This is a genomic window from Pimelobacter simplex (assembly GCF_900114845.1).
GTDB classification, from domain to species: Bacteria; Actinomycetota; Actinomycetes; order Propionibacteriales; family Nocardioidaceae; genus Nocardioides; species Nocardioides simplex.
Genome location: NZ_FOUK01000009.1, coordinates 32,628 through 56,276, shown reverse-complemented (window position 1 = coordinate 56,276; position 23,649 = coordinate 32,628). Strand labels below are relative to the sequence as shown.

General features: G+C 71.1%; 27 protein-coding genes and 1 tRNA gene. 4 read left to right on the top strand and 24 right to left on the bottom strand.

Features of this window, described 5'->3' with window-relative positions; genetic code table 11:
* Positions 1-38: 38 nt before the first annotated feature.
* The 13 genes from BM223_RS29595 to rplJ all read right to left on the bottom strand — a co-directional run bounded on the left by BM223_RS29595 (position 39) and on the right by rplJ (position 12,947).
* A complete protein-coding gene (locus BM223_RS29595) occupies positions 39-875 on the bottom strand; it encodes a J domain-containing protein (protein WP_038676952.1) in 837 nt (278 codons plus the stop codon).
* Positions 875-1,573 carry a hypothetical protein gene (locus BM223_RS27140; RefSeq protein WP_038676950.1) on the bottom strand — a complete coding sequence of 233 codons (699 nt, stop codon included), beginning with the start codon at positions 1,571-1,573 and terminating at the stop codon, positions 875-877. Before BM223_RS27140 ends, BM223_RS29595 begins: the two co-directional genes overlap by 1 nt.
* Positions 1,570-2,856, bottom strand: a complete 1,287-nt coding sequence (locus tag BM223_RS27135; protein ID WP_038676949.1) for an MlaD family protein — start codon at positions 2,854-2,856, stop codon at positions 1,570-1,572. The genes BM223_RS27140 and BM223_RS27135 overlap by 4 nt, the downstream gene beginning before the upstream one ends.
* On the bottom strand, positions 2,853-4,322 hold the full coding sequence (locus BM223_RS27130; protein WP_052138237.1) for an MCE family protein: 1,470 nt from the start codon (positions 4,320-4,322) through the stop codon (positions 2,853-2,855). The genes BM223_RS27135 and BM223_RS27130 overlap by 4 nt, the downstream gene beginning before the upstream one ends.
* The gene (locus BM223_RS27125; protein WP_038676947.1) at positions 4,319-5,455 is read right to left on the bottom strand and encodes an MCE family protein; all 1,137 of its coding nucleotides are present in this window, start codon (positions 5,453-5,455) and stop codon (positions 4,319-4,321) included. The genes BM223_RS27130 and BM223_RS27125 overlap by 4 nt, the downstream gene beginning before the upstream one ends.
* Positions 5,452-6,423, bottom strand: coding sequence for an MCE family protein (locus BM223_RS27120; protein WP_038676945.1), 972 nt, complete (start codon positions 6,421-6,423; stop codon positions 5,452-5,454). The genes BM223_RS27125 and BM223_RS27120 overlap by 4 nt, the downstream gene beginning before the upstream one ends.
* Positions 6,423-7,481: an MCE family protein gene (locus tag BM223_RS27115; protein ID WP_052138236.1), complete on the bottom strand. Its 1,059-nt coding sequence runs from the start codon at positions 7,479-7,481 to the stop codon at positions 6,423-6,425. Before BM223_RS27115 ends, BM223_RS27120 begins: the two co-directional genes overlap by 1 nt.
* Positions 7,478-8,737, bottom strand: a complete 1,260-nt coding sequence (locus BM223_RS27110) for an MCE family protein (RefSeq protein ID WP_038676943.1) — start codon at positions 8,735-8,737, stop codon at positions 7,478-7,480. The genes BM223_RS27115 and BM223_RS27110 overlap by 4 nt, the downstream gene beginning before the upstream one ends.
* A 7-nt stretch (positions 8,738-8,744) precedes the next feature.
* A complete protein-coding gene (locus tag BM223_RS27105; RefSeq protein WP_038676941.1) occupies positions 8,745-9,572 on the bottom strand; it encodes an MlaE family ABC transporter permease in 828 nt (275 codons plus the stop codon).
* A gap of 7 nt (positions 9,573-9,579) precedes the next feature.
* Entirely contained in the window at positions 9,580-10,362 is a 783-nt protein-coding gene (locus BM223_RS27100) for an MlaE family ABC transporter permease (protein WP_038676940.1), read from the bottom strand.
* A gap of 68 nt (positions 10,363-10,430) precedes the next feature.
* Positions 10,431-11,393, bottom strand: coding sequence for an ABC transporter ATP-binding protein (locus BM223_RS27095; RefSeq protein WP_038676937.1), 963 nt, complete (start codon positions 11,391-11,393; stop codon positions 10,431-10,433).
* Positions 11,394-11,825: 432 nt separating this feature from the next.
* On the bottom strand, positions 11,826-12,218 hold the full coding sequence (gene rplL / locus BM223_RS27090; RefSeq protein WP_038676935.1) for a 50S ribosomal protein L7/L12: 393 nt from the start codon (positions 12,216-12,218) through the stop codon (positions 11,826-11,828).
* Positions 12,219-12,293: 75 nt separating this feature from the next.
* Positions 12,294-12,947 carry a 50S ribosomal protein L10 gene (gene rplJ / locus BM223_RS27085; protein ID WP_038676933.1) on the bottom strand — a complete coding sequence of 218 codons (654 nt, stop codon included), beginning with the start codon at positions 12,945-12,947 and terminating at the stop codon, positions 12,294-12,296.
* Between the two features lie 286 nt (positions 12,948-13,233).
* On the opposite strand from rplJ, the gene BM223_RS29995 reads away from it, so the two are divergent.
* Positions 13,234-13,803 (top strand): SMI1/KNR4 family protein, encoded by a 570-nt coding sequence (locus BM223_RS29995; RefSeq protein WP_052138235.1) that lies wholly within the window; start codon positions 13,234-13,236, stop codon positions 13,801-13,803.
* A 77-nt stretch (positions 13,804-13,880) separates the two neighbouring features.
* Entirely contained in the window at positions 13,881-15,164 is a 1,284-nt protein-coding gene (locus BM223_RS29990) for an aspartate aminotransferase type Ic (protein WP_038676932.1), read from the top strand.
* Here BM223_RS29990 and BM223_RS27070 read toward each other — a convergent pair.
* The 10 genes from BM223_RS27070 to BM223_RS27025 all read right to left on the bottom strand — a co-directional run bounded on the left by BM223_RS27070 (position 15,154) and on the right by BM223_RS27025 (position 21,119).
* On the bottom strand, positions 15,154-15,837 hold the full coding sequence (locus tag BM223_RS27070) for a DUF4232 domain-containing protein (RefSeq protein WP_052138234.1): 684 nt from the start codon (positions 15,835-15,837) through the stop codon (positions 15,154-15,156). The genes BM223_RS29990 and BM223_RS27070 overlap by 11 nt on opposite strands.
* 87 nt (positions 15,838-15,924) lie before the next feature.
* Positions 15,925-16,638, bottom strand: a complete 714-nt coding sequence (gene rplA, locus BM223_RS27065) for a 50S ribosomal protein L1 (RefSeq protein WP_038676930.1) — start codon at positions 16,636-16,638, stop codon at positions 15,925-15,927.
* Positions 16,639-16,699: 61 nt separating this feature from the next.
* Positions 16,700-17,134, bottom strand: coding sequence for a 50S ribosomal protein L11 (gene rplK / locus BM223_RS27060; protein ID WP_038676928.1), 435 nt, complete (start codon positions 17,132-17,134; stop codon positions 16,700-16,702).
* Positions 17,135-17,289: 155 nt separating this feature from the next.
* Entirely contained in the window at positions 17,290-18,177 is an 888-nt protein-coding gene (gene nusG / locus BM223_RS27055) for a transcription termination/antitermination protein NusG (protein ID WP_083427868.1), read from the bottom strand.
* 49 nt (positions 18,178-18,226) lie between these two features.
* Positions 18,227-18,541, bottom strand: a complete 315-nt coding sequence (gene secE / locus BM223_RS27050; protein ID WP_082003540.1) for a preprotein translocase subunit SecE — start codon at positions 18,539-18,541, stop codon at positions 18,227-18,229.
* Positions 18,542-18,547: 6 nt separating this feature from the next.
* A tRNA-Trp gene (locus BM223_RS27045) sits at positions 18,548-18,620 on the bottom strand.
* Positions 18,621-18,755: 135 nt separating this feature from the next.
* Positions 18,756-19,427 (bottom strand): TetR/AcrR family transcriptional regulator, encoded by a 672-nt coding sequence (locus BM223_RS27040; protein ID WP_038676926.1) that lies wholly within the window; start codon positions 19,425-19,427, stop codon positions 18,756-18,758.
* 20 nt (positions 19,428-19,447) lie between these two features.
* Positions 19,448-19,864 (bottom strand): hypothetical protein, encoded by a 417-nt coding sequence (locus BM223_RS27035; protein WP_038676924.1) that lies wholly within the window; start codon positions 19,862-19,864, stop codon positions 19,448-19,450.
* Between the two features lie 86 nt (positions 19,865-19,950).
* A complete protein-coding gene (locus BM223_RS27030; protein ID WP_052138233.1) occupies positions 19,951-20,529 on the bottom strand; it encodes a hypothetical protein in 579 nt (192 codons plus the stop codon).
* Positions 20,526-21,119 (bottom strand): RNA polymerase sigma factor, encoded by a 594-nt coding sequence (locus BM223_RS27025; RefSeq protein WP_038676923.1) that lies wholly within the window; start codon positions 21,117-21,119, stop codon positions 20,526-20,528. The genes BM223_RS27030 and BM223_RS27025 overlap by 4 nt, the downstream gene beginning before the upstream one ends.
* 58 nt (positions 21,120-21,177) lie before the next feature.
* Between BM223_RS27025 and BM223_RS27020 the strand changes: the two genes are divergently transcribed.
* A complete protein-coding gene (locus BM223_RS27020) occupies positions 21,178-22,200 on the top strand; it encodes an adenosine deaminase (protein ID WP_038676921.1) in 1,023 nt (340 codons plus the stop codon).
* A 29-nt stretch (positions 22,201-22,229) separates the two neighbouring features.
* Positions 22,230-22,625 (top strand): hypothetical protein, encoded by a 396-nt coding sequence (locus BM223_RS27015; RefSeq protein WP_038676919.1) that lies wholly within the window; start codon positions 22,230-22,232, stop codon positions 22,623-22,625.
* A 12-nt stretch (positions 22,626-22,637) separates the two neighbouring features.
* Here the strand turns inward: BM223_RS27015 and BM223_RS27010 are convergent, their stop codons facing one another.
* On the bottom strand, positions 22,638-23,621 hold the full coding sequence (locus tag BM223_RS27010; protein ID WP_038676916.1) for a hypothetical protein: 984 nt from the start codon (positions 23,619-23,621) through the stop codon (positions 22,638-22,640).
* Between the last annotated feature and the right edge of the window lie 28 nt (positions 23,622-23,649).

Genomic DNA, 23,649 nt, shown 5'->3' with positions numbered 1-23,649 from the left:
TGCGTCACCCTGCGGGGCCGGGGCCGCGCCCGGCGCGGTCACAGCTTGTCGCAGGAGGCGTCGGTGCACAGGTTGTCGAGCTGCCAGCGGTCGGCGCTGCCGTCGGCACGCACCAGCACGAAGGTCGCCCACATCTGGAGGACGAACGGCTTGCCGCCGTCCTTGGTGACGTACTGGTCGACGTAGACCACGACCGTGGCCCGGTCCCCTGCCGGGTCGACCCGGGTCAGCGCCGTCCCCGTCGCCTTGGCGTCGACGACGATCTTCTGGGACTCGGCCTCCTTGGTGATCTCGGGCCAGGCCCGGGCCTGCTTGTCGGCGAGCGTGGTGGTCATGTAGCCGCGGTGCCGGTCGAGGTCGGCGGCCATCGTGGTGTGGTTGTACGACAGCACCGGCGCGACCATCTGCTCGGCCGCGCCCTCGGCGGAGACCGCCGCCCGCTCGGCGCGGGCGTTGCGCTCCGAGACGGCCTTGGCCGTGTCGTCGCCGAGCGCCCCCGGCATGAGGAGGACGACGACGGCGAGCACCAGCGCCAGCAGCGCGGCGACGCCGACGGCGATCAGCGCGGTGGTCGACGGACCGGTGCCGGCGGGGCGGGGCGCGGACTCGGGCTCCGGCTCAGGCTCCGGCTCGGCCGCGGGCTCAGGCTGGGGCTCGGTCTCGGGCTCGGTCTCGGCGGCGCGCTCGGCGGCCAGCTCCGCGTCGTACGCGGCCCGGCGCTCGGGGTCGAGCAGCACCCCGGCGGCGTCGTTGTAGGCCCGGAACCGGCGCTCGGTCGGGTCGAGGTCGGCGATCGCACGCTTCCAGGCCGCCCGGATCTCGTCGGTGCCGGCGCTCTCGTCGACGTCGAGCAGGTCGTAGAGGTTGGTGCTCATCACTGACCCGCCGTTCCGGTCGGGCTGCCGGTCGGGCTGCCGGTCGGGCTGCCGGTCGGCGTCCCGGTCGGGCTCGGCGCCCCGGAGGGCACCCCACCCTCGGGGATCGAGGCCTCGCCGAACGAGGGCAGCTCGTCGTCGACGTCGTCGAGGTCGTCGACCAGCCAGCGGCCGCCCTGCTTGACCAGCGAGACCTCGTAGCGGAAGCGCAGCGGCTCGAACGGGATCCGCTCCCCCGCCTTCTTCGGGTCCGGGTAGGAGAAGGCGACGATGCCGGCGACGAGCACCTCGGCCGAGTCGCTGTCGATCGACGCGATCCCGACCGCGTACGGCGTGCCGGTGCGGTCGATCTGGGTCTGCTTGACGGTCTCCTCGGCGTAGCCGACGTTCTTGTCGAAGACGGTGCGGAACTTGGCCGTCATCAGCCCGCCGACCGCGGCGTACTCGGGCATCTTGCCGGCCCCGTCGAGCAGCGCGGGTCCGTAGGTGTTGAACCGCTGGACGAAGGTGCGGGCCGCGGCGAGCGCCTTCTCGCGCTGGGCGGACTCGTCGGTCGGGGGGTGGCGCAGGGCGCCGAGGTCGCCGTCGGCCTTGTCGACGACCACCCAGGCGGTGACGCCGAGCGAGGCGACGAGGACGCCGAGCAGGACCGCCAGGACGGTCCAGCGAAGCGTGGCGCGGGGCGGGGCGGACCTCACCGGGTCGCGGTCGAGTCGAGCATCGGTTGGACGTACAGCCACTTCCACGAGTCCTCTCCCAGCGACGGCGGCGCCACGGTACCCCGGGAGGTGGTGGACGGCGCGGGCGCACCCCAGCTCAACTGGCCCGACGTCGTGTCGTAGCTGGCGACGACCGGGGAGGTCCCGTTGACGTCAGGTACGGCGCGCGGCAGGTTCTGGGTGCCGCGCGGGTTGCTCTTCTTGGCCGGCTCGGTGCAGCCGACGTCGGGCATCGGCGGGTTCTCGAAGCGGTCGGAGGGGCTCTTGCGCTTCTTGGTGTAGCCGGCGTAGCAGGGCGTGCTGTCGGGCGCGAGGACCAGGCCGAAGTGGGCGTCCCAGAAGCCGTTGGGGCTCTTGCCGACCGTCACGAAGCCGCCGACGACGGCGTAGGGGTAGACCACGAGCAGCTGCTTGATCGCGGGGATGTGCTTGACCACGACCCGGCCGGTGGCGACCAGGTTGGCCAGCAGCTCGCTGAGCTCGACGCCGTTCTGCTCGAGGAAGGTGCGCAGCTGGGTGGCCGCGACCGAGCCGGAGTCGATCACCTTGCGCAGCTGCGGGTCGGCGCCGGCCAGCGCGCCGCTGAACAGCGAGAGCTGGCTGGCGAAGGTGCGCAGCGAGGTCTCGGTGGCCAGCTGGCCCTTGAGGACGGTGTTGCTGTCCTTGATCAGCGCGGAGGTGATGTCGAAGTTGTCGTTGGCGGTCTCGATGAACGAGTTGCCGGTGTCGATGATCTTCTGCAGGTCGGGGCCGGTGCCGCCGAACGCCTTGCCGAGCTCCTCGACCGTGGTCCGCAGCGCGTCCCGGTCGACGCTGGCGACCGTCGCGGACAGGTCGCCGAGCAGCTTCTCGGTGGCGATCGGCGTGGCGACGTCGTCGAGCTGGGAGCCGTCCTCGAGGTAGGGACCCTTGTCGGTCTGCGGCTGCAGCTCGACGTACTGCTCGCCGACGGCGGAGCGGTTGCCGACCAGCGCGATGCTGTCGCGCGGGATCTTGTCCCACTTCTTCTCGATCTCGAGCTGGACGTCGACGCCCTTGTCGGTGAGCACCAGGTCGCCGACGGTGCCGATGCCGACGCCGCGGTAGGTCACCTCGGCACCGGTGAAGATGCCGCCGGACTGCGGGTAGTGCGCGGTGACCGTGTAGGAGCGGTCGATCACGAGCCGGTCGAGCTTGGCGTAGCGGGCTCCGACGAACGAGACGCCGAGCAGCGTGATGATCGCGAAGATCACCAGCTGGATGCGGGTACGACGGGTGATCATCGGGTCGTCCCCCCTGTCGTGCCGGGGTCACCGGGCGCGGCGACGAGCGGTCCGGCGAAGGCCCGGAGCAGGTTGGCGTCGTAGGCGTCGTCGAACTCCGCCCACATCCGGTCGGCCTGGCTGTCGCCGCCCGGCGCGGGCCGGCCGAGGCCGCCGCCCTTGAGCACGTTGTCGAGCAGCTGGCTGAGCGGGTCGGTACCGGCGCCGGCCTTGTTGCCGCTCGTCCCGCCCGGCTTGTTGCCGACCAGGCCGCACAGCAGCTTGACCGCCGCGCAGACGTTGTCGAAGAGGTACTTCGGGAGCTGGCGGCAGGCGTCGATGTTGACCGGCGTGCGCAGGCACCCCTGGAGCGTCTGGAAGACGCCGTTGCAGAGGTTCTTGAGGTTGATCAGCTGGTCGAGCGGGCTGTCGGGCAGCAGGTTGATCGGGATGCACGGGAGGTCCGGCAGCGCGAGGTTGTTGAAGTCGAGCTGCAGGTCGATGGACAGGTTGACGTAGTCGCCCATGTGCAGGTTCTCGGCGACGCGCGGGTCGCGGCCCACGGCCTCGTCGATGAACGGGTAGGTCAGGAAGGTGCTGAAGCCCTTGACGAAGTCGTCGCCGGCCTTGGCCAGCTGGGTGAGCACCGGGTCGAGCGACTTGAGCGAGTCGACGGTGGTGGCCTGCGTGGTCTGGATGACGCGCACGCCGACGTCGCTGAGCTTGGTCAGCCCGTCGAGCATGGCGACGAGGTCCTCACGCTGGGAGTCGAGCGAGTCGAGGGCGCTGGGCAGCTCGTCGAGAGCGCTGTCGATGCTCTTCTGGTGCTTGCGCGCGGCGAGCGCGAGCCGGTTGACCGACTCGATCGCGCGGACGATGTCCTGCTTGCGCCCGTCGAGCTGGCCCATCAGCGAGGAGACCTGGGTGAGCACCGACTTCGCGGAGCCCTCGCGGCCCTCGAGCGCCAGGTTGAGCTCGGTCGAGATGGTCTTGAGCTGGGCGACGCCGCCGCCGTTGAGCACCAGGCTCAGCGCGCTGAGCACGTCCTCGACCTCGGGGTTGTGGCCGCCGTCGGCGATCACGTCGCCGTCGGAGAGCCGGCCCTGGGCCCCGGACGCCGGCGCGGCGAGCGAGACGAACTTCTCGCCGAGCAGGCTGGTCTGCCGGATCGTGGCGACCGGGTTGTCAGGCAGGTCGACGTCCTTGCGGAGCTCGAGCTCGACCACGGCCTCGTAGCCGTCGAGCTTGACGGCGGTCACCTGGCCGACCGCGACGTCGTTGACCTTGACCGACGACTTCGGCACCAGGTCGAGGACGTCGGGGAAGCGCACCTTGACGTGGATCGGGTCCTTGCCGGTGTCGGCACCGCCGGGCAGCGGCAGCGCGTAGACGTCGAAGCTGCAGCCGGTGAGCAGCAGCAGGCCGGCCCCGAGGGCCGCGACGGCGCGGGCCGGGCGGCTCAGGCGCGAGCGCAGACGGTTCGTCATCGGTCCACCTCGACCAGTCCGCTGAGGGTGGGGTCGTACGGCTTGCCGGTCCACGAGCCCGCGGCGAACGGCGCATTGCGCGGCAGCAGCGTGCCGACCAGCTTGCACAGGTCGCCCTTCTTGTCGACGCCCGCGATCAGGGCGCACACCACGTCGCCGGGCCGGGAGGTCAGCTCGTGGAGGAGGTTGCCCAGGTTGGCGTTGGTGTCGAGCGTGCCGTCCTTGGGGTTGTAGGTGTGGTAGAGGTTCGTCAGCGCGAGCGGACCGGCCTCGAGCAGCTCGTCGAGCGCGGCGCGCTGGCGCACGAGCACCTTGGCGACCCGGTTGACGTCCTTGATGTTGCGACCGAGGACGGCCCGGTTGTCCTTGACGAAGGTGGCGACCTCGCTGAGCGCCGTCCCGAGGTTGCCCAGGGCGGTGGTCAGCTCCTGGCGCTCGTCGGCGAGCAGGCTGGAGACGTCGCCGAGGGACTTGTTGAAGTCGCGCACGGTGGTGTCGTTGTCGGCCAGCGTCTTGATGAACGACTCGAGCTGGGCCGTCGACTCGAAGAGCTCGTCCTTGTTGTTGTCGAGCGTCTCGCTGAGCCGGCCGAAGTCCTTGATCGTCTGGTTGAAGTTGGCGCCCTGGCCGCCGAAGTTGCGCGCGGTCTGCTCCAGCAGGTCGGTCAGCGCGCCCTCGCGGTTGGCCCCCTCGGGACCCAGCGCGACGGTCAGCTTGTCGATGCTCGAGTAGATCTCGTCGAGCTCGAGCGGGACGGCGGTCTTGGCGGTCTCGATGACGGTGTTGTCGGCCATCTCGTCGTCGCCCTTGTCGAAGGCGGGCGAGAGCTGGATGTAGCGGTCGCCGACCACCGACGGCGAGACGATCACGGCGTCGGCGTCGGCGGGGACCTTCACGTCGGAGTCGTAGGTCATCACGACCTTGACCTTGGTGCCCTCGGGGGTCACCGACTCGACCTGGCCGACCGGGACGCCGAGCACCCGGACGTCGCTGCCCTCGTAGACCGAGACGGCCCGGGGGAAGTACGCGGTGACGGTCTTGTGGTCGCCCGAGCCGCCCACCATCCACACCACGCCCGCGACGACGAGGAGTCCGATGACGGCCAGCGGGAGCCAGCGGCGCAGCCCGGTCATCCGACCTTCACCGTCCCCGGCAGCGGCGGCAGGTTGAAGATGTAGGTGTCGAACCACGGCCCGTTGCCGAGCGTGCTCGCGAAGACCCGGTAGAAGGGCGCCATCGTCGCGATCGAGTCCTCGAGGTTGTTCTCGTTCTTCTTGATCACCTGGAGCACCGAGTCGAGGTGGTCGAGCGCCGGCTTGAGGTCGGCCCGGCTCTCGCGGATCAGCCCGGTGAGCTTGGTGCTGAGCGTCGAGGTCGACACCAGCAGCCGATGGATCTGCTCCTTGCGCTGGAGCAGCGCCTGGAAGAGCGTGTCGGCGTCGGCCATCAGCGCGACGATGTCGTCGTCGCGCGAGTCGAGCACGGTGGAGACCCGGTGCAGGTTCTGCAGCAGCGAGCCGATCTCCTTGTCGCGCGAGGCGACCGTGTCGGCCAGCGCCGAGAGGCCGGAGAGCGCCTTGCGGAAGTCCTCGGGCGTGTTGCGGGTCAGGTCGGCCAGCGTGGTCAGCGACGCCGCCAGCTGGTCGGTGTCGATGTCGGCGGAGGTCTCGGCCAGGCCGGTGAAGGCGTCGACGACGTCGTAGGGCGAGCTGGTCCGCTCGACCGGGATCGTGGTGCCCTCGGCGAGCTGGCCGCTGCCGGCCGGCTCGAGCGAGAGGAACATCGAGCCGAGGATCGTCTTGACCTTGATGTCGGCCCGGGTCTCGTCGCCGAACGGGGTGTCGGGCTTGATCTTGAAGCCGACCTTGACCGAGTTGCCGTCGAGGTCCATCGAGGTCACCTGGCCGACGCGCACGCCGGCGATCCGGACCTCGTCCTTGACCTTGAGCCCGCCCGCCTCGGAGAACGACGCGTAGTAGGTGTCGCCGCCGCCGATCAGCGGCAGGTCCTGGGCGCGCAGCGCGGCGACCAGGCCGAGCACCAGCACGGCGATGCTGACGGCACCGACGACGACGGGGTTGCGCTCGCGGAACGGCTTCATCAGCGCGCCACCTCTCGCTCGAGGTGGCAGCGGTCGGCCGAGACCGGGTAGCCGACCGGCGGGAGCGGCTTCTTCGCGCCCGGCAGCGTGATCGTGGCCTGGAAGTTGCAGAGGTAGAAGTTGAACCAGGAGCCGTAGGTCGCCGTCCGGCCGATCTTGGTCAGCTTGATCGGCAGCACCTGCAGGGAGCGGTCGATCTCCTTGCGGTTGCGGTCGAGGTTGCCGGCGAGCTTGCGCAGCTCCTTGATGTCCTTGACGAACGGGTCCTTGATGTCGGTGACCAGGGCCGCCGTCTGCACGGACAGGTCGGAGATCGAGTCGAGCGAGGCGAGGATCGCCTCGCGGTCGTCGTTGAGGCCGCCGACGAGCGAGCGGAAGCTGTCGATGAGGCGGGTGAGCTGCTTGTCGCGGTCGGCGACGTGGCCCAGGACGTAGTCGAGGTTGTCGATCAGGTCGCCGATCACCTGGTCGCGGTCGGCCAGCGTCTGGGTGACCGACGCGGTGCTCGACAGCAGGCTCTCGACGGTGCCGCCCTCGCCCTGGAAGACCTGGACGATCTCGTAGGAGAGCTTGTTGATGTCGTCGGGCGAGAGCGCCTGGAAGAGCGGCTTGAAGCCGTTGAAGAGGACGGTCAGGTCGAGCGCGGGCTCGGTGTGGTCCATGGCGATGGTCTTGCCCTCGGCGATCCGGCCGCCGCCGGTGCCCTCCTGGGTCAGCGAGATGTAGCGCTGGCCGATCAGGTTGCGGTAGCGGATGCGGGCGTGGGTCGCGCCGTCGATGACGGTGTCGGAGTCGACCTTGAAGGTCACCCGCGCCCGGTTCGCGCCCTTGACCTCGATGCCCTCGACCGTGCCGACCTTGACGCCCGCGATGCGGACGTCGTCGCCCTTGTTGACGCCGGTGGCGTCGGTGAAGTCGGCCGAGTACTGCTTCGTGCTGCCGAAGGACAGGTTGCCGATGGTGATGATGAGGACGCCGGTCGCGAGCGCGGTGGTGACCATGAAGATCACCAGCCGGACCAGCGCGCCGCCGGTCTGCTTGTCGAGGCCGCGGATCATCGGCGCCCACCCCCCTGGGCCAGGAGCGGGCCGGCGAGCAGGACGTTGAGGTCGGAGCCCGTGCCCTCGCCGTACTCGGCGTCGAGGGCGCCGCGCAGGGCGGTGACGTCGTCGGGGGTGCCGCGGTAGCCGGGAGCCGGGCGCAGGTTGCCCTTGCCGGTGTTGCCGTTGATGCCGTCGTTGAGGTGCGGCAGCGGGCCGTGCGGGTTCTCCTGGCTCCACGGCGGGTTGGGCAGGCCGAGGCAGTCGGGACCGCGGTCGTCGCCGAAGATCGGCGTGTCCTTGTCGGTGTACTTGCGCGGCTGGTCCTGCAGCGTCTCGAGCACGATGTGCAGCTGGTAGCCGCGGAACGCCTGGGCGAGCCGGCCCTGGACGACGGTGATCGCCTGCGCCATGCACGGGATCTCGGGGGCGTAGCGGGCCACCGCGCGCAGGATCGGCGTGCTCAGCCGGCCGGCCTCCTCGAGCCGCTCGGCGTTGGCGTCGAGGAACGAGCGCGCGGTGTCGGAGAACGTCCGGACGTCGCGCAGGGTCGCGCGCAGCGAGGCCTCGCGCTCCTCGATGGTGCCGGTGGTCTTGACGGTGTCGTCGAGGATCTGGGCCACCTGGGGAAGGATGTCGGCGTAGGTGTCGGAGACGTCGGCGGTGAGCTTGAGGTCCTCGAGCAGCGCCGGGATCTGCGGGTTGAGCCGCTTGAGGTAGGAGTCGAGCACCTCGAGGTTCTTGCCGAGCTGCTCGCCGCGGCCCTCGAGCGCCGTCGCCAGCGCGGTCAGCGTCATGTTGAGGTCGGCCGGGCGCACCGCCTCGAGCAGCGGGTAGAGGTCGGAGAGCACCTCCTCGAGCTCGGTGCTCACCACCGTGTGCTCGATGGTCGCGCCGGCCCGGATGGTGCCGGACGGGCCGCTGTCGGGGATGACGAGCGAGACGTACTTCTCGCCGAAGAGCGTCTTGGGCACGATCGAGCCGGTCACGTTGGCCGGGACCACACCGATCTTGTCGGGGTAGATGCCGAGCGTGATCTTCGCCCCGCCCGCGTCGCCGGACTCGGCGGCGAGCACCTCGCCCACGATCACGCCGCGCACCTTGACGTCGGCCCGGTTGGGCAGCTGGAGACCGATGTTGGTGGTCTCGAGGGTGACCTTGTCGTAGCTCGTGAACTTCTTGGTGAAGGTCGCGTAGGTCAGCCAGACGCCGACCAGCAGCAGGCACACGAAGACGACGCCGAGCGCGCGGTGCGCGGACAGGATGCGGTTCATCGTCGCCTCACCCCGCCAGCCGGACGGTCGTGGAGGCACCCCAGATGGCCATCGACAGGAAGAGGTCGATCACGTTGATCGCCACGATGCTCGTCCGCACCGCGCGACCCACGGCCACGCCCACCCCGGCCGGGCCGCCGGAGGCGGTGTAGCCGTGGTAGCAGTGGATGAGGATGACGACCACAGCGAAGACCAGCACCTTGCCGAAGGACCACAGCACGTCGCCGGGTGGCAGGAACTGGTTGAAGTAGTGGTCGTAGGTGCCGGACGACTGCCCGTAGAACTGGGTGACCACCAGCCGGCTCGCGACGTAGGACGACAGCAGGCCCACGACGTACAGGGGGACGATGGCGATCAGGCCGCCGATCACCCGCGTGGTGACCAGGAACTGCATCGACGGGATCGCCATCACCTCGACGGCGTCGATCTCCTCGGAGATCCGCATGGCGCCGAGCTGGGCGGTGAAGCCGCAGCCGACCGTTGCCGCGAGCGCGATGCCGGCGACCAGCGGCGCGATCTCGCGGGTGTTGAAGTAGGCGGAGACGAAGCCGGAGAAGGCCGCCGTCCCGAGCTGGTTGAGCGCGGCGTAGCCGGAGAGCCCGACCTGGGCGCCGGTGAAGAACGTCATGCCGATGATGACGCCGACCGTGCCGCCGATGACCGCGAGCGCACCCGAGCCGAGGGTGACCTCGGCGAGGATGCGCAGGATCTCGCGCGGGTAGCGCTTGACCGACCGGGGCAGCGCGAGGAGGACCTTGAGGTAGAAGGACAGCTCGTGGCCGAGGTTGTCCAGGCCCTTCATCGGCCGGTCGTAGATCGCCTTGATGTTCGCCATGTCGTCGCTAACCCGTCTTCGGGGGCACGACCTGCAGGTAGATCGTGCTCAGGGTGAAGTTGACGACGAACAGGAGGAGGAAGGTGATGACGACCGACTCGTTGACCGCGTCGCCGACACCCTTCGGGCCGCCGGCGGCGTTCATGCCCTTGTAGGCGGCCACGATCGCGGCGATCAGGCCGAAGACGAGCGCCTTGATCATGCCGATCCAGACGTCCGGCAGCTGGGCGAGCGCGGTGAAGCTCGCGAGGTACGCGCCCGGCGTACCGTCTTGGAGGATGACGTTGAAGACGTAGCCGCCGGCCACGCCGACGACGCTCACCATGCCGTTGAGGAAGACCGCGACGAGCATGCAGGCGAGCACCCGGGGCACGACGAGCCGCTGGATCGGGTCGATGCCCAGCACCATCATCGCGTCGAGCTCTTCGCGGATCTTGCGCGCGCCGAGGTCGGCCGCGATCGCCGAGCCGCCGGCGCCCGCGATCAGCAGCGCCGTCGCGATCGGCCCGGCCTGCTGGATGACCGCCAGCACCGACGCCGAGCCGGTGAACGACTGGGCGCCGAACTGCTTGATCAGGCCACCGACCTGCAGCGCGATGACCGCGCCGAACGGGATGGCGACCAGCGCCGTCGGGATGATCGTGACCGAGGCGATGAACCAGGCCTGCTGGATGAACTCCCGCGTCTGGAAGGGTCGCCGGAAGAGCCCGCGACCGACGTCGAGCGCGAAGGCGAAGAGCTTGCCCGCCGTACCGAGTGGGGCGATGACACGTGCAGCGGTCAGCGACACCTACCGCCCCTTTCCGTACTGATCCCGGTCTCCTCGTCTCGTTCTTCGCTGCGCCCGCGCCGGCCGGCTCAGCTCTGCTGCTGCCCCGCGGCGTGCTCGGCCTCGCGCGTGAACGAGCCCGGCGGCGGCGTGATGCCGTTGGCCCGGCACCAGGCACCCGGCTCGGCCTGCGCCCGGCGCGGGATGCCGTTGGAGGGCTCCATCTGGAGCGGGATCGGCGGCAGCGGCGGCAGGTCCATGTCCTTCTCGGCCTCCAGCTGGTCGGCGTCCTTCTCCTCCGACATGCCGATCGGCCCGATCGTCTGCGCGTTGAGGAACTGGCGCACGACGGGCTCGTCCGAGGACAGCAGCATCTCGCGCGGCCCGTACATCGCCAGGTGCTTGTGGTAGAGCAGACCGATCTGGTCCGGCACCACCCGCACGCTGTGGATGTCGTGGGTGACGATGAGGAAGGTCGCGTCGATCTGCGCGTTGAGGTCGACGAAGAGCTGGTTGATGAACGACGTGCGCACCGGGTCGAGGCCCGAGTCGGGCTCGTCGATCAGCAGGATCTCGGGGTCGAGCACCAGCGCGCGGGCCAGCCCGGCCCGCTTGCGCATGCCGCCGGAGATCTCACCGGGCAGCTTGTCCTCGGCGCCGAGCAGACCGACCATGTCCATCTTCTCCATGACGATGTCACGGATCTCGGACTCGGACTTCTTGGTGTGCTCGCGCAGCGGGAAGGCGACGTTGTCGAACAGGTTCATCGAGCCGAACATCGCGCCGTCCTGGAACAGCACGCCGAACAGCTTGCGGATCTCGTAGAGCTCCTTCTCGGAGCACGAGGCGATGTCGGTGCCCTCGATCACGATCGAGCCCTCGTCGGGCTTGATCAGGCCGATGAGCGCCTTGAGGAAGACGGACTTGCCAGTACCCGACGGGCCCAGCATCACCGAGATCTCGCCCGCAGGCAGGGTCAGCGACACACCCTTCCAGATGAGCTGCTTCCCGAACTGCTTCGTCAGGTTCGTCACCTGTACGTCGACGCCCATGATTGACCTCTCCCTCGTCCGCTCGCGGCCCGCAGGCTGCGTAGGAACAACGCAGCCACGTGGCGCACGTTACGCGGCATCCGTGGCATGCGTCACGCCTACCCGACCATCGAGACCCGCAAAGTACTGACGAGTAGCTCTAGCGTCCAACTCGCGAGTAGTGCTAGCCGGTCTCCCCCCGCGAAGTGCGCCGGTTGCGGGCGCGAGGTGCGCCGGTTGCGGGCGCGAAGTGGGTGACTTGCGGGGTCGAGGTGCGCGTTGCCGGATCGGCTCCGCACCTCGACCCCGCAACCGGCGTACTTCGGACCCGCAACCCGCGCACTTCGCGGCAAAAAACAGCACGAGGCGGATCCCCGGAGGGATCCGCCTCGTGCCTGCGATGCTGTCCGGCCGCCTACGCCGCCCCGGAGGGGGCGAGGTGACCGGAGGAGATCACTTGAGGGTGACGGTGGCGCCGGCGCCCTCGAGCGCCTCCTTGGCCTTGTCAGCGGCCTCCTTGTTGACCTTCTCGAGGATCGCCTTCGGGGCGCCCTCGACGAGGTCCTTGGCCTCCTTGAGACCGAGGGAGGTCAGCGCGCGGACCTCCTTGATGACGTTGATCTTCTTGTCACCAGCGGCCTCGAGGATGACGTCGAACTCGTCCTGGGCAGCGGCCTCCTCGGCACCGCCCGCGGCACCGCCGGCGGCGGGAGCGGCGGCAACGGCGACCGGGGCGGCGGCGGTGACGCCGAAGGTCTCCTCGAACTGCTTCACGAACTCGGAGAGCTCGATGAGGGTCATCTCCTTGAACGCGTCGAGGAGCTCGTCGGTGGTGAGCTTCGCCATGGTGGCGTCTCCTTCTTGGTGCTTGTGGCCCGCGGACGCGGACCGGGTTTCAGGTGGTGGTACGTCGGCCTGGAATCAGGCGTCGGCGGAGTCGGCGGCCTCGTCGGCGGCAGCCTCGGGGGCCTCGGGGGCCTCCTCGGCGGCGGCCTCGTCGGCAGCCGGGGTCTCCTCGGCAGCGGCCGGCGTACCGGCACCACCTGCGAGGATCGAGGGGTCCTCCTGGGCCTTCGCCTCCAGGGCACCGGCGAGCCGGGCAGCCTGGGCGAGCGGGGCGTTGAGGAGGTAGACGGCCTGGCTGAGCGAAGCGAGCATCGCGCCCGCCAGCTTGCCCAGGAGCACCTCGCGCGACTCGAGATCGGCCAGCTTGGCGATCTCCTTCGCGTCGAGGAGGTTGCCGTCCAGAACGCCACCCTTGATCACGAGGGTGGGGTTCGCCTTGGCAAAGTCACGCAGGCCCTTGGCGGCCTCGACGACGTCGCCCTTGATGAAGGCGATGGCGGTCGGGCCGGTGAGGAGCTCGTCGAAGCCCTCGATGCCCGCCTCCGTGGCGGCGAGCTTGGCCAGCGTGTTCTTGACCACGGCGTAGTTGGCGTTCGCACCGAGGGAGCGGCGAAGGTCCTGCAGCTCCTTGACGGTGAGACCGCGGTACTCGGTCAGCACAGCGCCAGCGGACTCGCTGAAGGACTCAGCGATCTCCGCGACGGCGGCCTGCTTGTCTGCCCGCGCCATGGGTCTCCTTCCAGTGGTTACCACCGCGAAGGACCCGTCAGAATGACGAACGCCCCGAGCGCAGGCGCTCAGGGCGTGGACAGCGTGCACCTTGCGATGCACCTTGTTCTTGCTCTGATCCCCTGCGCAGGCCGTCCGCCTCTCGGCGGCACCTTCGGTCAGGGCTGGGAGCCCGGACGACCGGCGGTCTTAAGGTTTCAGTCGGCAACGGTACGGCGCCCGGCGCGCTCGGCCAAATCGGCGACCCTGCGCGTTTGCTGCCGCGGGCGCCGGGGACGGTGCCGGCATGAGCGACTCCCCCACGCCCGGCCTGCGCGACCAGCTGATCGACGCCCTCCAGGAGACCGGACGCGACGAGTACGAGATCGTCGCCGCCGGCCCCGCGACCGACGAGCAGGTGGCGGCGCTCGAGGCGGCCCTCGGTTTGCGGGTGCCGGCGCCCCTGCGCGACCTCCTCGGCGACCGGCTCAACGGCCTGGCGGTGCTCGCGCGCACCGAGCTGTGGCCGCCCGCCGAGCCGTACGACGTGGGCCCGGCCTGGACGTTCTGGCCCGGCCTGGTGGTGCTCGGGGTCGGCGGCGAGGACCTGCCGGGGTGGGCGTCGATCGAGGTCCGGGCGCTGCAGCTGCGCGAGGCCGGCATCACCGACGTCGTCCCGGCGTTCGTCGTCCACGGCGACGGCGACCGCACCTGGGGCCTGCGCCCGGACGGCAGCGTGGTGCTGACCTGGTCCACGACGGGCGAGGTCGACGAGCTCGGCACCGACCTCGCGACGGCCTACCGCGAGGACGTCGCGGCGCTGCGCCAGCGGACCGCCGACATGGTGGCGCTGCGCCGCGAGCGCGGCGAGCTCTGAGGTCCGGACGGCGCCGCCGCCAGGCTCCAGGACGGACCGGACGCGCGCGCGGCGCGCGGACTTGGCACGATGGTCCCGTGACCACCTCCGCGCAGCCGCTGTCCGCCCTCTCCGCCGACGAGCTCGCCACCCGCCTCACGACGGTGCGTGGCGCGTACGACGACCTCAAGGCCCGCGGCCTGACGCTGGACCTGACGCGCGGGAAGCCGGGCGCCGACCAGCTCGACCTGTCCAACGACCTGCTGGGCCTGCCGTCGTCCTTCCGCGACCGGTCGGGCACGGACGTCCGCAACTACGGCGGGCTCGAGGGCCTGACCGAGATGCGCGAGATCTTCGCCGACCTGCTCTCGGTCGACGTGGCGAGCGTCGTGTGCGGCGGCAACTCGAGCCTGACGATGATGCACCAGGTGCTCACCGCGCTGCTGCTCAAGGGTGGCCCGGACTCCCCCCGTCCGTGGGGCGAGGAGCCGGTCGTGAAGTTCGTCTGCCCGGTGCCCGGCTACGACCGCCACTTCACGATGCTGGCCGAGCTCGGCATCGAGATGCTGCCGGTCCCGATGACCCCCGACGGCCCCGATCCGGTCGCCGTGCGCCGCCTCGTCGCCGACGACCCGGCCGTCAAGGGCCTGTGGATCGTCCCGACGTACGCCAACCCGACCGGTGCGGTCTGCTCCGCCGAGGTCGCCGCCGAGCTGATGGCGATGCCGACCGCGGCGCCGGACTTCCGGATCTTCTGGGACAACGCGTACGCCGTCCACCACCTCACCGACGACGAGATCAAGAGCGCCGACGCGCTCGGCCTCGCCGCGGCCTCGGGCCACCCGAACCGGCCGATCATGTTCGCGTCGACGTCCAAGATCACGTTCGCCGGCGCCGGCGTCGCCGCGCTGGCGGCGTCCCCGGAGAACAAGGCGTGGTACCTGCAGCGCCTCGGCTTCGGGTCCATCGGCCCGGACAAGGTCAACCACCTGCGCCACGTCGAGTTCTTCGGCGACGCCGACGGCGTCCGCGCCCACATGCGCAAGCACCGCGACCTCATCGCCCCGAAGTTCGCGGCGGTCGAGGATGCGCTGTCGTCGCGCCTGAGCGGGCTCGGCATCGCCGAGTGGACGGTGCCGACGGGCGGCTACTTCGTCAACCTCGACGTGCTCGACGGGACGGCGTCCCGGGTGGTCGCGCTCGCCAAGGAGGCCGGCATCGCGCTGACCCCGGCGGGCTCGGCGTTCCCGCACAGCAACGACCCGAACGACCGCAACATCCGCCTCGCCCCCACGTTCCCGGTGCTCGCCGAGGTCGAGGCGGCGATGGCCGGCGTCGCGGTGTGCGTCGAGCTGGCGGCGCTCGAGAAGCTCAGCGCCTGAACGGAGCGAGCCGCAGCGTGGTGAGCGGCCCGATGTCGAGCGGCGGGTCGTCGGGGGTGTCCCCGGCGATCCGCGCCGGCACCGCGACCGGTACCTGACCGCGCGCGAGCTGGAGCACCAGCAGCGAGATGCGCTCGGACCCGGGTGCGGCACCGGCCAGGTCGCCGGTCCACTCCAGGTCGCTCGACGCCCGCTCCCCGGGGGCCAGCCGCACCGGCTCGGCAGGGACGTCGGACGAGCCGCGGCCGACCTCGTTGACGAACGTCGTCCCCCAGTCGCCGCGCGCACCGACGCCGGGCACGCCCTCGACCACGCACGGCTCGTCACCGCTGTTGCGGACCACGACCCGGCTGTAGCGGTGCCCCGCCGCCTGGTCGTAGCCCTCGAGCGTGACGGTGACCTGGCCGGCGGCACAGTGGTCCGCACCGGACGCCGTGGCCCGGGTCCGCAGCAGCGCGGTCAGTGCGGCGTCGTCGAGCCTGTCGTCGGGGGTCGGCGCGGGCTCGTCGGGGCTCTCGTCCCAGCCGGGCGAGAGCTCCTCGTGGCCCGGCGGCGCCGTAGTGAGCCCGGGCTCCGGCACCGCGTCGGGTGCGGGATCGGAGGTGCAGCCAGACAGACCGGCCAGGGCGGTCAGGGCGGTGAGCGCCGCGAGGATCCCGAGGGCAGGCTTCACGCCGTCACCCTAGGCCGCCCGCCGAGAAGCACGACGCCCGCCGTCCCCGAGGGGAGCGGCGGGCGTCGTCCTTGACTGGTGCCTGGATCAGGCCTCGTCCTCAGCCGCGACGTTCTTGATGCGGTTGGGGTCGACCTGGACGCCGGGGCCCATGGTCGTGGAGACGGTGACCTTCTTCAGGTAGCGGCCCTTGGAGCTGGCCGGCTTGAGCCGCAGCACCTCCTCGAGGGCAGCGGCGTAGTTCTCGGCGAGCTGCTGCTCGGAGAAGGACGCCTTGCCGATGATGAAGTGCAGGTTGGCGTGGCGGTCGACGCGGAACTCGATCTTTCCGCCCTTGATGTCGGAGACGGCCTTGGCCGGGTCCGGCGTCACGGTGCCGACCTTCGGGTTCGGCATGAGGCCACGGGGACCGAGCACGCGGCCGAGGCGGCCGACCTTGCCCATGAGGTCCGGGGTCGCGACCACGGCGTCGAAGTCGGTCCAGCCGCCGGCGACCTTGTCGATGAGCTCGTCGCTGCCGACGAAGTCGGCGCCGGCCTCACGGGCGGCGTCGGCCTTGTCGCCGTTGGCGAACACGAGGACGCGGGCGGTCTTGCCCGTGCCGTGCGGCAGGTTGACGGTGCCGCGCACCATCTGGTCCGCCTTGCGGGGGTCGACGCCGAGGCGGAACACGACGTCCACGGTCTCGTCGAACTTCTTCTTGCTGCTGGTCTTCGCGATCTTGATCGCGGCGAGCGGCGCGTAGAGCTCGTTCTTGTCGAACGTCTCGGCAGCCGCGCGGTAGGTCTTGCTGCGCTGCATCAGTGGTCCTCTGCTTTCAGGAGATGTGGTCAGCGGGCCAGCGCGGCCCTCCCACAGTGGTTCAGGCGCCCTCGACGGTGACGCCCATGGAGCGGGCGGTGCCCTCCACGATCTTCATGGCGGCGTCGACGTCGTTGGCGTTGAGGTCGGGGAGCTTGGTCGTGGCGATCTCGCGCACCTGGTCCTTGGTCAGCTTGCCGACCTTCTCCTTGTGCGGGACGCCCGAGCCCTTCTTGAGGCCGGCGGCCTTCTTGATCAGCTCCGCGGCCGGCGGGGTCTTCGTGATGAAGTCGAAGGACCGGTCCTCGTAGATCGTGATCTCGACCGGGATGACGTTGCCGCGCATGGACTCGGTCTGCGCGTTGTACGCCTTGCAGAAGTCCATGATGTTCACGCCGTGCGGACCGAGGGCGGTACCGACCGGCGGAGCCGGGGTCGCCGAGCCGGCCTGCAGCTGCACCTTGACCAGTGCGGCGATCTTCTTCTTGGGAGGCATTCCTGTGCCCTCTCTTTCTTCTCGTGGTCATGACGAGGCGCACGTCGTACGCCTCTGCCACCTGCGTCACCGGCCCACGAGGGACCGGGCAACCCAGACATTCTTCCGCGCCCACGCGCGGACGGCGAAATCGCGGCCCGCGCGGGGCCGCTCGGTCAGACCCGCTGGATCTGGCCGAAGCTGAGCTCGACCGGGGTCTCCCGGCCGAAGATCTCGACCAGCGCCTTGACCCGCTGGGCCTCGGCGTTGATCTCGGTGATCGTCGCGTGCAGCGTCGCGAAGGCGCCGTCGACGATGAGGACGGAGTCGTTGACGCCGAAGTCGGCGACCTCGATCGGCTTCTTGGCCGGCGCGGTGGCGGTGCCCCCGGTCGAGGTGGCCGCGGCGGCCTCGGCCTCGGCAGCGGCCGCGGTGACCACGGCCGGGGCGAGCATCTTCTCGACCTCGTCCATGCTCAGCGGGACCGGCTGGTGGGAGTGCCCCACGAACCCGGTGACCGACGGCGTGTGCCGCACGGCGGCCCAGGACTCGTCGGTGAGGTCCATCCGGACCAGGACGTAGCCGGGGAGAACGGTGCGCTTGACCATCTTGCGCTGGCCGTTCTTGATCTCGGCGACCTCCTCGGTGGGGACCACGATCTCGTGGATGTAGTCCTCCATGTTGAGGGAGTGGATCCGGTTCTCGAGGTTCTGCTTCACCCGGTTCTCCATGCCGGAGTAGGTGTGCACCACGAACCAGTCGCCGGGCTTGGCCCACAGCTCGCGGCGGAAGGCCTCGAGCGGGTCCTGGTCCTCGGGCTCGGTCTCGTCGGCGGCCTCGGCCTCGTCGGTGGGCTCGGACTCGTCCGCCGCGGGCTCGACGTCGGTCTCGTCGTCGGCCTCGGCCTGCACCTCGGCCTCGACGTCGATGTCGACGTCGGCCTCGACGTCAGCGGTCTCGTCGACCGCCTCGTCGGCGAGCTCGGCGGCCGCGAAGGCCTCGGCGGCGGCGGTGTCCTCGGCGTCGTGGGCCGGGTCGTACTGCTCGGACACGTGCTGCTCCATCAGTTGTTTCGTACGGGTCACGAGGCGGGGCGCGAGTGCGCCCGCCCCGTCAGATGTCGTCCGCGCCCGTGAAGATCTGGAACGCGAGCTTGCCCAGCGCGAGGTCGAGCACGGACACGAGCGCGATCATCACGAGGACGAAGACGATGACGACGATGAAGTAGGTGCCCAGCTGCTCGCGGGTCGGGTAGACGACCTTGCGGAGCTCGGCGACCACCTGGCGGTAGAAGGTCACCGGACCGGTGCGCTTCTCGGGCTGCTTGCCGCCCGAGGAGTCCTTGCGGCCCCCACGGACTGCCGGAGCATCCGCCACGCTGCTCACCTTCTCACTTGTCGTGCTGGCCAGTGCCAGCAGCTTCGTCATCTCTTGCAGGGCACGAGGGACTTGAACCCCCAACCTTCGGTTTTGGAGACCGATGCTCTGCCAGTTGAGCTAGTGCCCTCCGCGGCTTCTCCCGGTCGCGCGCACCCTGGTTGAGGGCGCGACCGACCATGTGGAAGATCCACCAGAGAGCACTCTACAGATGCACCCGGTGCCGACCAAAGTACGGACCGAACCCAACGGCGGCCAGGGTCGCTCAGGTCCGCAGCGAGGCGACGAGCGCCAGGACGTCGTCCACGACGCCGCGCAGCACCGGCAGCCGGCTCATCCGGACCAGCCGGTCGACGAGGGGGACCAGGCCGCGCACGAGGGTCCGGGTCCGGCGCTGGTCGTCGCTGGCGTCGTACACCCAGAAGAGGACGACGCCCATCTGCAGCAGCCAGAGCAGGTCGGGCAGCTGCGCCTGGAGGGCGCGGGAGACCTTCGCGTCGGAGCCGTCGAGGAGGCGGCGCATGAGTGCGATGCTGCCGTCGCGGGCGGGGGCGGACTCGGCGCTGAACGGCGAGAGCGGGCTGGCCGGGTCGGCGGCGTTGCGGAAGAACTGCGCTGCGAACGCGTGGTGCGGGGCGGCGACCGCGAGCCAGGCCTCGAGGCTCCCCTGCAGCCGGGCGGCGAAGCCGGACTCGCGGGCGAGGACCTCCTCGACGGCCGCCTGGTGCTCGGTGAGCAGCTCGTCGTAGAACGCCTGGACGAGGTGCTCCTTGGAGGCGAAGTAGTAGTAGGCGCTGCCGAGCGAGACGCCCGCCTCCTTGGCGACGGCGCGCATGGTCGTGCGGTCGTAGCCGTCCTCGCGGAAGAGCCGGAGCGCGGTGGCGAGGATGGCGGCACGTGTCTGCGCCGCCTTGGGGGTCCGCGGGGTGTCCGGCACGGGCTCCACCCTAGAGACGCTCAGCGCGGCACGGGGTAGGCCGGCAGGGGGTAGCGAGGGAGGGGCGGCGGCGGGGGCACCCGGTAGAGCTCCTCCATCCGGTGCCGGCGGCGCAGCCGGTTGAACACCCAGACGTTGACGAAGTGCAGCACGCCCAGGGTCAGCAGGACGACGCCGATCTTGACGCTGAGCGAGTCGAAGAGGCCCTCGGCGTCGTGGATCCGGCCGCTGCGCACGAAGAGCGTCACGAAGCCGAGGTTGAGCAGGTAGAACCCGACGACCAGCAGCCGGTTGACGGCGTCGGCGAGGCCCTCGTCGCCCTTGAAGACGTCGGCCAGGAAGACCCGGCCGTTGCGCGAGAGCGTGCTCGCGACCCAGATGGTCAGCGGCACGGTCACCCCGAGGTAGGTGAGGTGGCTGGCGATGGTCCAGTTCATGGCCGATCCTTTCTTGAACACGTTCAAAACCTTGGTGCGTGCAGCCTAGGGCAGGTTTTGAACGTGTTCAAGTCCGGCTCGAAGGGTCAGCAGACGGGTCGCTCCCACTGCACCGCGATCGCCGACCAGCCGTCGGTCTCCCCCGCGGTCCGGATCTGCAGCGGGGACGCCGCCGCGACCGCCTCGGCCGGCAGCCGGAAGGTGATCTCGCCGCCCCGCAGCTCGACCGCGATCACGTCGCAGGCGAGCGGACCGGCCGGCGGCTCGGCGGCGGTCTCGCCCCCGGTCTCCATGCGGGGCCCCGGGTCGTCGCCCGAGGGCGGCGGCACCTCCCGCACGTCCGGCAGGAGGTCGTCGGCGCCGTAGGTGACCTCTGCCTCGACGCCGTGCTCCTCCAGGGCCCGCTCGAGGCCGTCGGCGTCCTTCAGGCTGGCGATGGTGACCACGATGTCGCCGTCCGCCTCCTCCTGGACGGCGAACGCGGGCCCGGGCTGCAGCAGCACCGCGCCGGCCGCGACCGATCCGGCGGCGACGAGTCCGGCGCCGGTCGCGGCCCACCGGCGGGTCCGGCTCCGGCGGCGGAGCTGGGGGGCGGGGCGCTCGGCGACGTGCCGGCGCAGCTCGGTGAGCAGGGACTGCTCGAACGTGTCCAAGGTGGACGTCATGACGGAACCTCCGGGGTGAGAGCGGCCTCCGCGACGGCATGGGGGTGCGGAGGCCGCAGGTGGGACTGGACCAGGCGCCGGCTGCGGTGCAGCCGGACCCGCGCGGTGGCCGGCTTCACCCCCAGCACGGCAGCCGCGTCGGTGACCGACAGCCCTTCGATCGCGACCAGCTCCATGAGCGCGCGGTCGCGGGGGCGCAGGGCGCCGAGGGCGTCGTACAGCTGGCGGGTCTCGCGCTCGGCGTCGATCCGCTCCTCGATCCGGCCCAGGCTGTCGGCGTCGAGGAGGCGCCGTCCGGCGAGCTTGCGGACGGCGGTGCGCTGGCGCCCCTGGCGGCGGAACTCGCCCGCCACGACGTTGCGGGCCACCCCGGTGACCCAGGCCGCGGGTCTTCCCCGGCGCGGGTCGTAGCCGGCTGCGGCGTCGACGGCGGCGAGGAAGACGTCGGCGGTCAGGTCGGCGGCGAGGTGCGGGTCGCTTACCCGGCGCGCGACGAACCGCTGCACCAGGTCGAGGTGGGCACGGTAGAACGCCTCGAACGCGTCGGGGTCGTGCCCGATGCGCCGGACGTCGTCGGGCTGGTCGCTCATGTCCCCTCTTGGCCCTAGGGGTGCTCGACGTTACAGCCGCTCCCCCTACGATGGCGCCGTGCGGGATCTCCAGGCGTTGCCCAAGGCGCACCTCCACCTGCACTTCACCGGGTCGATGCGGCACGCGACGCTCCTCGAGCTCGCGGCCCGCGACGGCATCCACCTCCCCGACGCGCTCGTCTCCGAGTGGCCGCCGCACCTGACGGCGGCCGACGAGAAGGGCTGGTTCCGGTTCCAGCGCCTGTACGACGTCGCCCGGTCCGTGCTGCGCACCGAGGACGACGTACGACGTCTCGTGCGCGAGGCCGCCGAGGACGACGTCGCCGACGGCGGCCGGTGGCTGGAGATCCAGGTCGACCCCAGCGGCTACGGCGCCCGCTTCGGCGGGATCAGCGCCTTCACCGACCTGGTCCTCGACGCGGTCCGCGACGCCTCGGAGCGCACCGGCCTCGGGATCGCCGTCGTCATCGCCGCCAACCGCACCCGCCACCCCCTCGACGCGCGGACGCTCGCCCGCCTCGCCGGCCAGTACGCCGGCCGCGGCGTGGTCGGCTTCGGCCTCTCCAACGACGAGCGCCGCGGCCGCACCTCGGAGTTCGCCGGCGCCTTCGCTATCGCCGAGCGGGCCGGCCTCCTGCTCGCCCCCCACGGCGGCGAGCTGCGCGGGCCCGAGCACATCCGCGTGTGCCTCGACTCCCTCCACGCCGACCGGCTCGGTCACGGCGTCCGCGCCGCCGAGGACCCCGCCCTCCTCGCCCGGATCGTCGACGCCGGCGTCGCCCTCGAGGTCTGCCCGGTCTCGAACGTCGCGCTCGGCGTCTACTCCGACCTGACCTCGGTCCCGCTCCCGACGCTCCTCGAGGCCGGCGCCACCGTGGCCCTCGGTGCCGACGACCCGCTCCTCTTCGGCTCCCGCCTGGCCGGCCAGTACACCACCATGCGCGCCGCCCACGGCCTCGGCGACGACCAGCTCGCCGAGCTCGCCCGGATGTCCTTCCGCGCCAGCCGCGCGCCCCAGGACGTCGTCGCCGCGTCGCTCGCGGCCATCGACGCCTGGCTCGCCGCGCCCGACGAGGCGTAGCGTCACCACCGCCCGGGCAGGATGGCTCCATGAGCGGCCTGTCCTACGAGCCCTACCGCCCGCCGGCCTTCGGGTCCGCGGTGCCCGAGGGCGGTGCGTCGTACCGGATCCCGAGCACGCACCCCCAGGCCGTCGTCGCCCTCACGCTCGCCGTCACCGGCCTCGTCGGCGTCCTGCTGACGCCGTTCACGATCGTCTCGTTCGCGGCGGCGATCTGCTCACCGCTCGCGATCCGCACCGCGCTGCGCGCCCGCCGCTCCATCCGGCACGACCCGGCAGCCCACCGCGGCGCCGGCCTGGCGACCGCCGCGCTGGTCACGGGCATCGCCGGGACCGTGCTCGCGGCGCTGCTCGTGCTGGCGGTGGTCGCCGTGCTGGCGGCCGTGGTGGGCCTCGTCGCCTGGGTGGTCTCCGCTCTGCTCTGACCCGGCCGACGGTCAGGAGCAGGGCAGGTACGACCGGCTGACGCTCACGGTCCTGCCGTTGCGCAGCGTGATCGTCGCCGTCACCTGAGCCTTCGAGCGCGACGCCGCACGAACCGTGAACGCCCGCTTCTTGAGCTTCTTGCCCTGGAACGACGCGGCCTTCGCCCCGTTGACCTCGACCACGACCTTCTTCGCCTTCTTCACCTTGCCGGTGAGCCCGGCCGCGACGGTGTTGCTCGTGCAGCTGCGCGCACCCAGCGTGACGTGGCTGCGACCGTTGCCGGTGACCGGCGAGGCCTCGCCCAGCGGCGCGAGCCGGATGGTGAACGAGCCCGAGTAGGACGCCGCCCGCCGGCCCACCGTCGTCGCGTGGGCGCCGACGAGCACCGAGACGATGTGGGGACCGGCCGGGAGGAGCGCGGTCGCGGTCCCGGTGCCGCGGTCGGCGGCCAGCACGGCTGCCGGTCCGTCCATCGAGCCGGCCGCGACCTGGATCGCGCCGTGACCGCTGCCCTGGGCCGAGAGGGTCACCCACATCGGCTGGGCCAGCACGAACGTCCCGCTGGCGGTCGACTGCGCCCGCGCGTCGGCCTTGCAGACCGACGTCGCCAGCCGCGGCCGGGCCGACGCGCTCGCCCGGGCAGCGCCCTTGATCGTGGCCCCGGCGGCGCCGATCGGCGTCGCGGACATCGCGATGCTGGTCGAGGCGGCCACGTCGGTGATGTCGGCCGGGTTCCCGTCCGAGACGCTCGTCCCGGTGTCCGCCCAGGCCTGGGTCACGGTGGCCCCGTTGTCGGTGAGGCTCTTCGACGGCGCGTTGTCGGCGAACGTGACCGCGCAGTCGGCGCCGTCGTCGTCGAAGTCGAACTGGGTCTGCAGGGCGACACTCAGGTTGGGCGCCGCGAGCGCCGGCGCCGGGACGGCGGCGAGGCCGGCCAGCGCGACAGGCGTGACGAGCAGTGCGGCGGCGCTGCGGCGCGCCGAGAGGTACTTCATGGAGGAGCTCCTGCTGAGGTGGGGGGGG